Here is a 13,675-nt window from a genome sequence, read left to right as displayed (position 1 = left end):
TGGCTCCGTGCTAACCACACCCACCGGCTGAGTGTGTTCGCAGATCGAGGACGATTCTTCGTGCCGTTGGACGACCTTTCCCCTACCGCCCTCACCACCCTCCGGCTCCCCGTCGGCGATGGCCACGAACTCTACGTCGAAACCGTGGGCGCCGCCGGCGGCATCCCAGCAGTCTACCTGCATGGCGGCCCCGGCAGCGGCTGCCAGCCAGCGCATCGCCAGCTGTTCGACCCCACCCGTTTTCGTGCCGTGCTGTTCGACCAGCGCGGCGCCGGTCGCTCCACCCCGGCGCGCTCGCGCGAGGCCAATACCACCGCGCACCTCGTCGCCGACATGGAGCGGATCCGCGAGCATTTCGGCATCGAGCGCTGGCTGGTGGTCGGCGGCTCCTGGGGCGCCACGCTCGCCCTCGCCTATGCCGAGGCGCACCCCGAGCGGGTCCTCGGCATCGTGCTGCGCGCCACCTTCCTCGGCACCCGCGCCGAGCTCGAATGGGCCTTCGGCACCGGCCTCTCGACCTTCTATCCCGCGCTCTACGCGGATTTTCTGAGCCTCCTCACCCCGGAGGAGCGCCACTCGCCGGTCGACAGCTATTTCCAACGCATCCTCGATCCCGATCCTGCCATCCACGGCCCGGCCGCCCGTGCCTATGGCGATACCGAGCGCATCCTCTCCGAGGTGCGTCCGACAATGACTCGGCTCGATTTCTCGCCCTCATCCCGCATCCCCGCGACAGCGCTGATGGAAGCGCACTATTTCAGCCATGACAGCTTCATGGCGCCCGACCAGCTGCTGGCCAACGCCCACCGCCTCGCCGGCATCCGCGGGGTCATCGTACAAGGCCGCTACGACCTCCTCTGCCCACCCCGCACCGCCCATGCGCTGGCGACGGTGTGGACTGACGCGGAAGTGCGGGTGGTCGACAATGCCGGCCACTCGCTCAGCGATCCGGGGATTACCGAGGCGGTGACGACGGCAATCCGGAGTTTTGCAGGTTGAGCTGAAGTTGCAGTCGGGACTCCCTCTCCTGCTTGCGGGGGAGGGCGCCTGACTGCGCCTTCGGTGCCCGCCTAAAGCCCGAACTTCTCCATCACCGCTTCGACATCGTCGCGCACGTCCTGCGCGTCGCGGCCCGAACGCCAGAGGTCGTCGATCTGCTTTTTCACCGCCGGATCGAGCGCACCCCAGTTGCGCTCCCATTCGGCCAGCTTGTCGGTCCAGTAGCCGGTGATCGAGTAGCGCGTCGCCGGCCACTTCAGTTCGTGCCGCAGGTACTTGCGGATCGGCCGCACGGTCTTGGCCTCCGACGCCACCCAGACATAGACCGAACGATCGGCAGGGAAACTCATCGACCGCACGGCATCCTCGAGCTGGCTCGCCGCGACGCCGTTGCCGGCGCCATAAAGCCAGACGATCTTGAGCTTGGCCTTGCTTTCGAACTGCTGCTCGTGGCTCTTGTCCGGCACCTCGACGATCACCCGCGCTTCGACGTGCTCATCGAGCCCCTCGAGCAGCCGGCCCAGCGCCGGCAGGCCCGTCGCGTCGCAGACGAACAGCTGCCAGTCGGCATCGGCAGGCGCTTCGTAGATGCCATAGGGCTCGCGCAGCACGATCTCGTCGCCAGGCTTTGCCGCCTGCGCCCATTCGCTGGCCCGGCCATGCTCATGCACCACGAAATCGAGGTCGATCTCGCCGTCGCGGAAGTAGCGGATGGTGTAGCACTCGCAATGCGCTGGCTTCTTGCCCGCGGGATACTTCCAGAACCCCTGCGCATCCACCTCGGGCAGCACCAGCTCGCCGGTCTCGAGATCGGGGAAGAACAGCCGCACATACTCGTCGCCGACGCCAGTCGATTTCAGCGCCTGGATGTCGGGCCCGCCCAGCGTCACTCGCACCATGCCCGATGTCACCATGCTGCTGCGAACAACCGTTCCCTTGATCAGCTTCAGCGGCGCCATCGTCAAACCCATCGCTCAAAACAATGGGGAACTCGCTACTAATTCTGATGTTTGCAGTCAACTTAAAGGTCTGGCGAGCGAGAGCCAACGCCTCGACCACCGGCGCGGAAAGAGCACCCCCACCCCTGTCCCCTCCCCGCAAGGGGGAGGGAGACGCTCTCACTAGCGGCAGTGTTTTGGTCTCCTCCCCCCTTGCGGGGGAGGGACAGGGTGGGGGGTATGCTTCCCGCACCGTTCTTCGTGGCCCACCTCCGAGAGGAGCTACACCTTCAGCTCGATCCACACCGGCGCATGATCGCTTGCGCCATCTTCGCCGCGCACTTCGCGGTCGATCCCCGCAGCCGCGAGCTTGCGCACCAGTTGCTTGCTGAGCAGCATATGGTCGAGCCTGAGCCCGGCGTTCCGTGGCCAGCGGTTCCGCATGTAGTCCCAGAACGTATAGAGCGTCTCGTTGGGGAATTTCTTCCGCAACGCGTCGGTCCAGCCCTGTTCGAGCAGCCGCTGGAACTGCTCGCGGCTCGCGGGCTGCACCAGGGCGTTGTCGCGGTACGACGTGGTGACGTAGATATCGCGGGGCTCGGGGACGATGTTGTAGTCGCCCGCCAGCACCACCGGCACGCCGCTGTCGAACAGCTCGGCGGCATGCGCAATCAGCCGCTCGCCCCAGCTGAGCTTGTAGTCGAATTTCGGCCCCGGCTGCGGGTTGCCGTTCGGCGCATAGAGCGAGGCGATCACCACCCCGTTCACCGCTGCCTCGATGTAGCGCGCCTGCGTGTCCTCGGGGTCGCCCGGCAGCGACTCTTGCGTAAGCACCGGCTCGACCCCCTTGGCGAGAATGGCGACGCCATTCCAGCTCGCTTCGCCCCGCCACACCGCCCCATAGCCGGCATTGGCCAGCGCCGTCGCCGGGAACTGATGGTCGCGCGCCTTCAGCTCCTGCAGGCAGACCACATCGGGCTCGGCCTCATCCAGCCAGGCCAGGAGGTTGTCGAGCCGCCGGTTGACATTGTTGATGTTGAACGTTGCGACCTTCAAGGCGCGATGCGCCCGACCCACGTGGTGATGCTGTCGGCCACCGTCTTCAGATGATCGGCGGTCGAAAAGCCCGATATCGCCTTGCGCGGCTTCAGGTCGTGGTCGCCATCCTCGAGCCACTTCACCTCGATCGTCGGCGACAACCCGTAGGTCGCAACTTCGTCCGGCACGCCGAACTCGTCGCGCGTCCCCTGGCAGATCAGCGCCGGAGTTTTCAGCCCGATCAGGTGCTTGGTTCTGAGCTGAGTCGGTCGCCCCGGCGGATGGAACGGATAGCCGAGGCAGACGAGCCCAGCGATCCGCCCCGCTTCGAATTCCGCATCGGCGATCATGCTGGCCACGCGCCCGCCCATCGATTTGCCACCGATCAGCAGCGGCCCGGTGGTCGGCCCGAGATCGTCGATCGCCGCCACATATTCCGGCATCACCGTCTCGGCTTTCGGTGGGGGCTTCTTGCCCGCGTCGGTCCGGCGGCCGGCCATGTAACCGAACTCGAAGCGCGCCACCCGGAAGCCGGCCGCCGCCAGCGCCTTGGTGGTGGCGTTCATCGAGGCCGAGTCCATCGGCGCGCCGGCGCCATGTGCCAACAGGATCGTGACCCGCGCATCTTCCGGGCCGTCGAAGAGAAAACTGGTCATTATCAGATACCGCGCTCCACTACCGCAACGACCCTCGATTTCGTTCCCACCCACCGGGTCATCCCCGCGAAAGCGGGGACCTCAGTTTGCGGCGGTGCGGGTTGCACCAAAACAGAGGTTCCCGCTTTCGCGGGAATGACTCCGTGGAGGATGGCAACCTCTCCGGGGTGGAGAGTTCCGCGAACACCCGTCGTCATCAGCCAGCCGATTTCCGTGTGTGAAGGTCCGCATAGGCGATGCCGCGCGAGGCGGTCTTCGCCCACTCCGAGTCCTGGTCGAGTTCGAGATAGCGCACCCACCAGCGCCGCGCTTCGCCGAGGTTGCCCGCGTCATACTCGAGCGTCGCGAGATTGTAGATCGCGTCGGCATAGTCGGGGTCGATCTCGATCGCCGTCGCGAGGTGCTGGCGCGCGATCGCGATCTTGCCTTCCTCGCGCAGCAACCCGGCATAGTTGAACCAGGCCTCGACGAAATCCGGATCGCGCCGGATCGCCTGCATGTAGGAAGCGGCCGCTTCCGAATTGTCGTTGGCGGCCTTGAGGCAGTTGCCGCGGTTATAGGCCGCCACCGAGTCATTGGGGTCGATCGACAGGCAGTGCCCGTAGAGCACGGCCGCCTCGGCATAGAGCCCAGCCGCCTCTGCCGCCTCGGCCAGCTCGAAATATTGTTCGGACTCGTCCTCTACCGGCTCCAGCGGCAAGAGGCGCTGGCCATCGAGTTCGGCGGGCTGGTCGCCGATCAGCGCCCGGATGCGCTTCGGACCGCTCGGGTGCAGCGACATTGCCGTCAGCGACTGCACCGGCCCGGAGCGATGCACCGAACGCGCAATCGCCCCCCAGGTAGCGCCACTGGCCAGGAGCCCGGCATATTTGCGCGACAGGATCAGGTCGCGAAACGAGAAGGGTTCGGCGTGATGCTCGAACGCATCGAACAGCGCCAGCAGGTCAAAGGCGCGGGCATCGAGCTTGCTCTGATCGAGCAGCGACTGCCGGCTGAGGTTGGATTGCTCGGGCGCACTCAACAGCCCCAGCCAGCGCAGAAACCCGTTCTCGCTGATCAGCGACGCATCGGTTTCGCGCAAGCTCGCGACTTTGGCTTCGATCTCGGCGTCCGACAGCTTGTCGAGCAATGTGCGGCCCAGCACCAGAGTGCCGGTGTGGCGGGTCAGGCCCCGCCGCAGCCGCGTGCCCTTGGTTCCCATCGCGCGCGCCGCCAGCCGTCGCGGAAACGCACTGAGCGCTCCCACGATACCGATGGTGCTGTCCGATTTCCGCATCAGGTGATTCTACGGCTCGTGGCGGTGATTTGCTAGGTCTACAAAGCCGACACTACGGCTTGGCCTCCCGCCTCGATCAGGCGGTGAAGGTATCTCGGTGTAATACCCCGCCGCAGCCGCCGCTTCCGCCATCTCAAGTACAGCGTTTCCCACCAGGAGCCGGCGAACTCTCGATACCCTTCGAAGGCTTCGTCCGGGAACTCGATGCCCACACGTTCCTGCAATGCAACGAGCAGATCGACGGCGTCCTCCTCAGCGCAGCCGAAACTGCAATACAGCTCCGAGTCGGGCAGTACCGCTCGTCCGGTGCGAAGCTCTTCCTTCACGAACGCGCAGACCTCATCGAGAGACAGCACGTATACGAGCCCTTACGCCTTCTTCTTCGCCGCCGCCGGTTTTGCCGCTGCCGCCTTCGAAGCCGCTACCGCTTCCTTCAGCGTCGGCTTCTTCGCCGCCGGCTTCTCGGCGGGTTCGGCCTTGGCCTTGCTCGGCGCGGCGGGCTTGGCCTGTCCAAGGCTCGCCTTCAGCGCATCCATCAGGTTGATGACATTGCCGCGCTCAGGCGCTGCCGCGATGATCGGCTTGTGACCCTTGAGCTTCTCGCGGATCATCTGCATCAGCGCCACTTCGTAGCGATCTTCATAGTCTTTCGGGTTGAACGCCTTGACCTTCTGCTCGATCAGCTTTTCGGCGAGATCGAGCATTTCCTGGTCCGGCTTCACCTCGGGGATGTTGCCAAAGTATTCGGCCGTACCGCGGACTTCGCTGGGGTTGCGCAGCACGGTGACGAACATGCCGTTCTCGCGCGCTCCGATGGTGATCACCCGCTCGCGGTTGGTCAGCACCAGCCGCGCGATGGCGAGCTTGCCCGATTGCCGCATCGCTTCGCGCAGCACCGCGAAGGTCTCCTCCGCCATCGCCCCGTCCGGCGCCAGATAATAGGGCGCATCCTGGTAGATGACGTCGACTTCGTCTTCGTCGACGAAGGCCTCGATGTTCATGGTGTGGTTGGATTCGATCCGCACCGCTTCGAGATCGCTCTCGTCGATGATGATGTACTGCTTGTCCTCGTACTCGTAGCCTTTGACGAGGTCGCTGCGCTCTACCAGACCGAGCTCAGGATCAACCGGCTTCATGTTGATCCGGTTATGGGTGTCCTTGTGCAGCTGGTTGAAGGTGATGCGTTCCGAGGCGCTCGTCGCCGGATACATCTTCACCGGACAGCTGACCAAACTCAGCTTGATATAGCCCTTCCAGCTTGCCCTGGGTGCCACCTTCGTCTCCTACGCGCGCGTACTACGTCCACCCTTGGATGATGCAGGCAGAGGCCGGGCTGACAGGTTAATCTCGGCCCACGGATCGCCGGACGTGGTTAATAATCCCGGAAGCGTAGAGTAGTTCAAATCCACCGGAGCGTCGATGCTTTCGAGGTCGCGCCAGTCGAGGGGCGTCGAGGCCGGCATGTTGGTGCGCGCCCTGAGCGAATAGGGCGATACCGCCGTGGCGCTGCGGGCATTGCGATGGATATCGATAAGGATCCGCCGCTTGCGGTTCTGCGCCCCGATGGTGGTAACGAACGTATCGGGCGCGGTCTTCGCCATCGTCGCCGCCATCTCGCCCGTCACCGCGTGGACCTGCTTCCAGGCCTGCGTCGGCTCGATCGGCACCACCAGATGCAGCCCCTTGCCGCCCGAGGTCTTGACGAACGGCACCAGCCCGAACGCTTCGAGCTCGCCACGCAGGTGCACTGCCGCCTCCACCACTTCGCGGAATTCGATGCCCTCTCCGGGGTCGAGGTCAAAGGTCACCCGGTCGGGTTTTTCGAGATGCGTCAGGTGGCTGCCCCAGGCGTGGAATTCCACCACTCCGAACTGCGCCAGCGCCAGGTAGCCCTTGGCATCCTCGATGGTGAGGTAGGTCTTGTCCTCCTCGTCGGAGTTCTGCGTCTCGAATACGTTGATGCTTTGCGGCATGCCCTTGAAGGCGTGACGCTGGAAGAAGCAATCCTTCGGCAACCCGGTCGGGCAGCGGAACAGCGACACCGGCCGGTTGAACAGGTGCGGCAGCATGAAATCGCCCACCGCCGCATAGTAGACGGCGATGTCGAGCTTGGTCGGTCCGCTCTTGCCGAACAGCCGCCGCGTCGGATTGGTGATCGAGATCGAGGCGAGGTCGGCATCGGTGATCAGCCGCTGCCGCGGCGCCGCCGACGCCGTCAGCTCGGTCTCGATCAGGCCCTTGAACACCGAGTGCCGCAGCAGGTTATCCGAGGTGCGGTTGGCATAGTGCACCTTGCAGCGCAGCACCGGCTGCACCCAGATGATGTCCTTGGGTGCCCCCTCGAGTTTCAGCGCCGGATCCCGTAGCGGTTCGAGCCGTCGGTGCAGTTGCGCCAGCATCGCCGCATCGAACCCGGTGCCGCATTTGCCGCGGTACTCGAGCTCGCCATCCACGAACTCGGCCAGCGCCAGCGACGCCAGCCCCTCGGCCGCCGCCGACACGGTATAACCTGCTATGACGAAGTCGCCGACCGGCTTGGCCTTGACCTTCACCCAGGTGCTGGTTCGCCCCGACTGGTAGGTGGCATTGGTTCGCTTCGAGACGATACCTTCGAGCCCCAGCTCCGAGGCCCGTTCGTAAAGGGCATCGCCATCGCCCTCGACATGGTCGCTGAGCTGGATCGCCGAACGCCCGCTGATGTGCCCGCCCAGCATCTGCGACAGCAGTTGCTTGCGGTCGGTGAGCCCTACTCCCCTGAGGTCGTAGCCATCGAGATAGAGCAGGTCGAAGGCATAGAAGTGCAGCTTGCTGCCTGCTCCTTCCGACAGTGCATCCTGCAGCGCCGAAAAGCGCGAGATGCCCCGCTCGTCGAGCACCACGATCTCGCCGTCGATGATCGCCTGCTTCACCGGCAGCTTGGCGAACTCCTTGGGCAGGTCGCCATAGCGCTTGGTCCAGTCGATACCGCTGCGGGTGATCAGCTTCACCTTGCCGTCGATCACATGGGCGATGGTGCGGTAGCCATCGAACTTGATCTCGTGCACCCACTGAGAGGCCTTCGTCTCCTGCGGCGGCTCGCTCGCCGAGGCGGCGAGCTGCGGCTCCACCTGCTCGGGCGGCGGCGCCTTCACTGCCCCGTCGAGGCTGGTGGCCTTGATCGCCTTGACCGGCTTCGGCTTCGCCGCTTCCAGCAGCTCTTCGGTGGTCAATCCCGACTTCACGCTCTCGGGGCGCTCGGCAAGGATATCGGTCTCGGTATCGACGGCCGGATCGTGCTCCTTGAACAGCAGCCAGTTTTCCTTGTCGTTGTCGCCAGGGCGGCCCTTCAGCTTGGTCAGCATCCAGCCGCCCTTCAGCTTTTCACCCCATAGCCGGAACTTGAAACCGCCCTTCCTGAGGCCGGCGTCGACATCCTCCATCGGCGCCCAGTCGCCGGTGTCCCAGACGATCATCGGCCCGCCGCCATACTCGCCCTCGGGGATCACCCCTTCGAAGTCGATATATTCGATCGGGTGATCTTCGGTGTGGACCGCCAGCCGCTTGTCGGCCGGGTTGAGCGATGGCCCGCGCGGCACCGCCCAGCTCAGCAGCACCCCATCATGCTCGAGCCGGAGGTCATAGTGGTCGGCGGTGGCCGAATGCTTGTGCACGACGAAGCGCGTACTGCCGGACGCCACCGCGCCACCGGCGGGCTCCGTGGTTTTGGAGAAGTCGCGTTTCCCGCGGTAGCTGCGTAGTTTCTGCTCGGCCATGGCGCGAAGCTAGAGCATTTTGCGATGGAGGTGCAGTGTCTTGGGTGCTGGATAGTTTGGCGGCATCCTGCAAAAAAAGGCCCCCTCACCCGGCCTGCGGCCGACCTCTCCCCCAAGGGAGAGGTGACGATGTGGCACGATGATGCCCCCACCTCTCCCTGGGGGGAGAGGTCGCCGCGCAGCGGCGGGTGAGGGGGCCTTAACCGGCCCCGACCAGCCGCCGCGCCGATTGCCGGAAGATCAGTTCGGGCTTCAGCTGCGTGCTGCTTGGCAGCGGCACGCCGCGGTCGAGGTGGTTGATCGCCGCTTCCGCCGCGCTGGCGCCGATATCGGCGATTGGCTGTCGGACCGTGGTCAGCGGTGGAAAGAGATGCGCCGCCGACTCGATGTCGTCATAGCCCACCACCGAGATCTCGCCGGGAATATCGACGCGGGCATCGTGCAGGCCGTGCAGCAGGCCGATCGCCATGATGTCGCTGAGCGCAAAGATCGCATCGGGCCGCGGCCCCGGTCGCCCGAGGATCTCGCGTGCTGCCGCCAGCCCGCCATCCATGGTGAGGTCGGTGCGCACCAGCCAGTCACCGGTAAGCGAAATGCCGTGCGCCGCGAGCCCGGCGGTCAGCCCGGTGATCCGGTCGGCCATGCGTGGATGGCTCTCCGGTCCCGAGACGCAGACGATGCGTTGGAACCCGGCCCCGGCGAGATACGCGCCCACCAGCCGCCCGCCCTCCAGCGAGTCATCGGAAAACACCGAGGCGACCGTGTCGGCTGGCGCATCGATCGCCACCACCGGCACCCGCTTGATCTGCCCGAGCCGGCGGAAGAATTCCGGGCTGGCATTGGTGGTCATCACCACCATGGCATCGACCCGCTTGGTGAACAGCGTCCGCATATAGGCGACGAGGTTGGTCGCCACGTCATCGGTGTTGCAGATCATCAGCGTATAGCCGTGCTTGAAGCAGGCGCGCTCCACGCCGCGGATCACCTCGCCGAAGAACGGGTTCGAGGTGGTGGTGACGATCATCCCGATAGTCCGGGTCCGGCTCGATTGCAGGGCGCGGGCCACGTCAGACGGGAAATAGCCGAGATCGGCGATCGCCGTGTTGACCCGGCTGGCCGCATCCTCGCTTACCGGGCGGGTCTTGTTGATCACATGGGAGACGGTCGTGAACGAGACGTTCGCGCGCTTGGCAACGTCCTTGATGGTGACCATTGCGGCTCCCGGTGAGGCTTCCCTAGCTGCGTGACCTCGACTTGAGCCAGCGGTCGAAGGCCACGGCGACGATCAGGATCAGCCCGATGACGATGGATTGCGTGTAGGACGAGACATTGTTGAACTGCAAGCCATTCTGCAGCACCCCGATCAGCGCCGCGCCCACCACCGTGCCACCAACGCTACCGATGCCGCCGAACAGCGAGGTGCCGCCGATCACCACGGCAGAGATCACCGTCAGCTCATAGCCGATACCAGCCACTGCCTCCGATGAGTTGAGCCGTGCCGAGAGCACGAACGCCGCGAGCCCGGCAAAGAACCCGACGATGACATAGACCGAGATGAGGATGCGATCGACGCGCAGGCCCGAAAGCCGCGCCGCCTCGGCATTGCCGCCCACTGCATAGACCGCTCGGCCATAGCGGGTGTAGCGCAGCACCAGGTGGCAAAGCAGCGCCGCGATGGCGAAGATGATCACCGGCACCGGCACCGGCCCGACCAGGCCCGTGCCGAACCAGCGCATCGAGGCGTCGAACCCCGAAATCGGCCCGCCATTGGAAAGCGTCAGGGTCAGGCCGCGAAAGATGGTGAGCCCGCCCAGCGTCACCACGAACGGTGGCACCTTCAATCGGGTGATCGCCAACCCCTGCACGCCGCCCGCCACCGAGCCGACGATGACCGCGGCGAGCAGCGCCGCGAACCAGCCGAAGCCCTGCCCGCCGCCTGCCGAGAGCGACATCGAATTGGCCGTGCCGCCCTTAGCCACCACCGCGGCGACCATGCCGCAGAAGGCCAGCAGCGAGCCGACACTGAGGTCGATACCGGCGGTGAGGATGACGAAAGTCATCCCCAAAGCGATCAGCCCGGTGATCGAGATCTGGCGCAGGATGTTGAACACGTTGATCGGGTCGATGAAGCTCGGCTTGAGCGCCGTGAACACCACCACCAGCGCCAACAGGAACAGCAGCGGCCCGAAGCGCTTCAGGATGCCGAAGCTGTTCGGCCCCTTCTTTTCGGCGGGTTCGGTTGTCGTGGTCATGCTGTCTCCCCCTGCCGCTGGTCGAGCGCCATCAGCGCCATCAGTTTTTCTTCCGTCGCGTCCACTGCCGGCATCTCGCCGGTGATGCGCCCCTGCCGCATGGTGACGATCCGGTCGCTCACCGCCAGCACCTCGGGCAGCTCGGACGAGATCACCATCACCGCGATGCCGCGCGCCGCCAGTTGCACCAGGATCTGGTGCACTTCCGCCTTGGCGCCCACATCGACGCCTCGCGTCGGCTCGTCGACGATCAGCACCTTCGGGTCGCGCGCCAGCCAGCGGGCGAGGATCACCTTCTGCTGGTTGCCGCCTGACAGCCCGTCGATCGATTGCTCCGGCGACGCCATACGGATGGAGAGCGCCTTCTTGTATTCGGCCAGCGCCGCGCGCTCCCTGCCCTCGGCCATCAGCCCGAGCCCGTTGGAATAAGCCCTGAGCGCCGCCACCGAGAAATTCTGCAGGATGCCCAGCATGGAAAAGATCGCCTGGTGCTTCCGATCCTCCGGTACGAGGCCGATGCCCAGTTCGATCGCATCGGCGGGCGAGGCCGGCGCGATCGCCTTGCCATCGAGCGTCATTGTGCCTGCCGCGATCCGGTCGGCCCCGAAGATGGCGCGCGCCAGCTCGGTGCGGCCGGAACCAACCAGCCCGGCGACGCCGAGAATTTCGCCGGCCTTGAGGTCGATATCGACGCCGTCGAGCACGATGGCGTGCGGCGCTTCCGGGTCGCGCACGGTGCGGAGGCCGCGCACGCTGAGCCGCACGGCGCCGGCAGCGTTGCGCTGCGTCGGCCGGGCGTAGAGCTCGGACGCCGCCCGCCCCACCATTTTCTCGATGATCTCGGGGATCGGGATCGGCTTGTCGGTGCGGTTGAGATGCCCGGCGAGCCGCCCATCGCGCAGCACCGTCATGCGGTCGCAGATGGCCGAGGCTTCCTCCAGCCGATGCGTCACGAACATGATGGCGACACCTTCGGTGCGCAGCTGTTTCATGATCCGCAGCAATTGGCTGACCTCGGTCTCGGTCAGCGCCGAGGTCGGCTCGTCCATGATGATCAGCCGGCTCTCGAGCGACAACGCCCGCGCGATCTCGACCAGTTGCTGCTCGGCCACCGACAGGGCCGAAACCGGCGTATCCGGATCGATCGTCAGCCCCACCCGGGCAATGATCCCGGTGGTTTCGCGCCGCATCCGCCGCCAGTCGATGATGCCGAAGGCGCCGAGCGGCGCGCGGCCGATGAAGATGTTCTCGGCCACCGACAGCGTCGGGATCAGGCTCAGCTCCTGGTAGATGGTGACGATGCCGGCGCGCTTGGCCGCATCTGGACTCTGCGGCCGATAGTCGGCGCCATCGAAGCTGATGCGCCCGCCGGTCGGCGGCTGCGCGCCGGACAGGATTTTCAGGAGCGTCGACTTGCCCGCGCCGTTCTCACCCAGGAGCCCGAGGATCTCTCCGCGCCGCACTTCGAGCGACACATCGTTGAGGGCAATGACGCCGGCAAAGTGCTTGGAGACGCCCACCACTTCGAGCAGTGGCGGCGCGAGTTGCTCCGCGGCGGCGACGGCAGCCATCGGTCCCCTCCCATGGTCGTCTTCAATGGTCGCGCTTTCGAACAGGAAAAGTCTGCAACTTTTCCTGAAGGCACTCCAGATGCCCTCTGGCGCACCAGCGGCGCCGATGCTTGCACATCGGACCGCCGGCGCGCCAGTTGGCGGGAGGAACTTTACCCGGCTTCGCCGATGCGCTCGGCCTTGTCGAGATTGTCCTTGCCGATGACCACCGGGGTCAGCAGCACCAGCTTTTCGGCCGGCTCGGTCTTGTCCTTGGCATAGGCCACCGCGATGCGGACCGCGGTGCGCGACTGCTCGCCGGGGAACTGCTCGACAGTGCCGGCCAAGGTGCCGTCGCGCACCGCGACCAGCGCTTCGGGCAGGGCGTCGAAGCCATAGATCTTCACATCGGTGAAGCCGCGGGCGGCGCAGGCCTCGATGGCGCCGAGCGCCATGTCGTCATTGGCGCAGATGATCGCATCGGGCTTGCCGTTGGCGGCGAGCCCCGCCTCGGTGACCGACAGTGCTTCGGCGCGGGCGAAGTTGGCGGTCTGTTCGAAGATGATCTGGTACTTGTCCTTGACCGGATCGAGCACGTTGTGCACGCCCTTGTTGCGGTCGATCGCCGGGCCGGCGCCGGGCTGGCCCTGCAGGTGGAAGATCTTGGCGCCATCAGGGAACGCCGCGACCATCGCCTGCGCTTCGGCTTCGCCGCCCTTGACGTTGTCCGCGCCGACATGGGCAAGGATGCCTTCGACGCCGTCGACCCGGCGGTCGATCGTCACCACCGGCACGCCGGCCTGCACCGCCTGCTCGATCGCCGGCGCCAGCGCGTTGACGTCGAGTGGCGAGATGACGATGGCATTGACCTTCTGGACGATCGCCGCCTCGATATCGGCCGTCTGCTTGGGCGCCGAGTTCTGGCCGTCGCTTTCGATGATGTTGACGCCCTGAGCTTCAGCCTCAACTTTGATCTGGTTCAGCATATGCACGAAGAACGGGAAGCCGAGACTGGGCACCGAGCCCAGGATGGTCAGCTTGTCCTGGGCGAAGGCACCAGGAGCAGCAACGGCCAGCGCGCCCAGCGCCACCGAAGACCACAGGAAACTGCGTCTATCCATGAATCTATCCTCCTCTGAGCGCCCGACGCGGGTTGTTTTCCTCATCCGCGGGCTAGAGGAAGGCTACTTGGTCGCAAACGTTTGCGCAAGCAC

12 protein-coding genes are annotated in these 13,675 nt (G+C 65.5%); 1 reads left to right on the top strand and 11 read right to left on the bottom strand.

The window, feature by feature from the left end:
* Positions 1-60: 60 nt before the first annotated feature.
* Positions 61-999: a prolyl aminopeptidase gene (gene pip / locus VGV07_RS11615; RefSeq protein WP_326868853.1), complete on the top strand. Its 939-nt coding sequence runs from the start codon at positions 61-63 to the stop codon at positions 997-999.
* A 71-nt stretch (positions 1,000-1,070) separates the two neighbouring features.
* Here pip and VGV07_RS11610 read toward each other — a convergent pair whose 3' ends face one another.
* The 11 genes from VGV07_RS11610 to VGV07_RS11560 form a co-directional block, all read right to left on the bottom strand.
* Entirely contained in the window at positions 1,071-1,958 is an 888-nt protein-coding gene (locus tag VGV07_RS11610; protein ID WP_326868852.1) for a siderophore-interacting protein, read from the bottom strand.
* 261 nt (positions 1,959-2,219) lie between these two features.
* Entirely contained in the window at positions 2,220-2,993 is a 774-nt protein-coding gene (locus VGV07_RS11605) for an exodeoxyribonuclease III (RefSeq protein WP_326868851.1), read from the bottom strand.
* On the bottom strand, positions 2,990-3,634 hold the full coding sequence (locus VGV07_RS11600; RefSeq protein WP_326868924.1) for an alpha/beta family hydrolase: 645 nt from the start codon (positions 3,632-3,634) through the stop codon (positions 2,990-2,992). Before VGV07_RS11600 ends, VGV07_RS11605 begins: the two co-directional genes overlap by 4 nt.
* A gap of 193 nt (positions 3,635-3,827) precedes the next feature.
* Complete coding sequence (locus VGV07_RS11595) at positions 3,828-4,907, bottom strand: tetratricopeptide repeat protein (RefSeq protein WP_326868850.1); 1,080 nt, start codon at positions 4,905-4,907, stop codon at positions 3,828-3,830.
* A gap of 38 nt (positions 4,908-4,945) precedes the next feature.
* Positions 4,946-5,263 carry an acyl carrier protein gene (locus VGV07_RS11590; protein ID WP_326868849.1) on the bottom strand — a complete coding sequence of 106 codons (318 nt, stop codon included), beginning with the start codon at positions 5,261-5,263 and terminating at the stop codon, positions 4,946-4,948.
* Between the two features lie 12 nt (positions 5,264-5,275).
* The gene (locus VGV07_RS11585) at positions 5,276-6,181 is read right to left on the bottom strand and encodes a Ku protein (RefSeq protein WP_326868848.1); all 906 of its coding nucleotides are present in this window, start codon (positions 6,179-6,181) and stop codon (positions 5,276-5,278) included.
* A gap of 9 nt (positions 6,182-6,190) precedes the next feature.
* Complete coding sequence (gene ligD / locus VGV07_RS11580; RefSeq protein ID WP_326868847.1) at positions 6,191-8,659, bottom strand: DNA ligase D; 2,469 nt, start codon at positions 8,657-8,659, stop codon at positions 6,191-6,193.
* 199 nt (positions 8,660-8,858) lie between these two features.
* On the bottom strand, positions 8,859-9,872 hold the full coding sequence (locus VGV07_RS11575; RefSeq protein WP_326868846.1) for a LacI family DNA-binding transcriptional regulator: 1,014 nt from the start codon (positions 9,870-9,872) through the stop codon (positions 8,859-8,861).
* Positions 9,873-9,894: 22 nt separating this feature from the next.
* The gene (locus VGV07_RS11570; RefSeq protein WP_326868845.1) at positions 9,895-10,911 is read right to left on the bottom strand and encodes an ABC transporter permease; all 1,017 of its coding nucleotides are present in this window, start codon (positions 10,909-10,911) and stop codon (positions 9,895-9,897) included.
* Complete coding sequence (locus VGV07_RS11565; protein ID WP_326868844.1) at positions 10,908-12,482, bottom strand: sugar ABC transporter ATP-binding protein; 1,575 nt, start codon at positions 12,480-12,482, stop codon at positions 10,908-10,910. The genes VGV07_RS11570 and VGV07_RS11565 overlap by 4 nt, the downstream gene beginning before the upstream one ends.
* Before the next feature lie 152 nt (positions 12,483-12,634).
* Complete coding sequence (locus tag VGV07_RS11560) at positions 12,635-13,582, bottom strand: substrate-binding domain-containing protein (protein ID WP_326868843.1); 948 nt, start codon at positions 13,580-13,582, stop codon at positions 12,635-12,637.
* Between the last annotated feature and the right edge of the window lie 93 nt (positions 13,583-13,675).

The organism is Devosia sp. (assembly GCF_035944845.1).
In the GTDB taxonomy this organism is placed as follows: Bacteria; Pseudomonadota; Alphaproteobacteria; order Rhizobiales; family Devosiaceae; genus Devosia_A.
This window is presented reverse-complemented; position numbering and strand designations above follow the sequence as displayed.

What these genes read in the sequence shown, in the direction of transcription:
- VGV07_RS11610 (WP_326868852.1), bottom strand. Translation starts at nt 1,958, where the DNA reads ATGGCGCCGCTGAAGCTGATCAAGGGAACGGTTGTTCGCAGCAGCATG.
- VGV07_RS11595 (WP_326868850.1), bottom strand. Translation starts at nt 4,907, where the DNA reads ATGCGGAAATCGGACAGCACCATCGGTATCGTGGGAGCGCTCAGTGCG.
- ligD (WP_326868847.1), bottom strand. Translation starts at nt 8,659, where the DNA reads ATGGCCGAGCAGAAACTACGCAGCTACCGCGGGAAACGCGACTTCTCC.
- VGV07_RS11575 (WP_326868846.1), bottom strand. Translation starts at nt 9,872, where the DNA reads ATGGTCACCATCAAGGACGTTGCCAAGCGCGCGAACGTCTCGTTCACG.
- VGV07_RS11570 (WP_326868845.1), bottom strand. Translation starts at nt 10,911, where the DNA reads ATGACCACGACAACCGAACCCGCCGAAAAGAAGGGGCCGAACAGCTTC.
- VGV07_RS11565 (WP_326868844.1), bottom strand. Translation starts at nt 12,482, where the DNA reads ATGGCTGCCGTCGCCGCCGCGGAGCAACTCGCGCCGCCACTGCTCGAA.
- VGV07_RS11560 (WP_326868843.1), bottom strand. Translation starts at nt 13,582, where the DNA reads ATGGATAGACGCAGTTTCCTGTGGTCTTCGGTGGCGCTGGGCGCGCTG.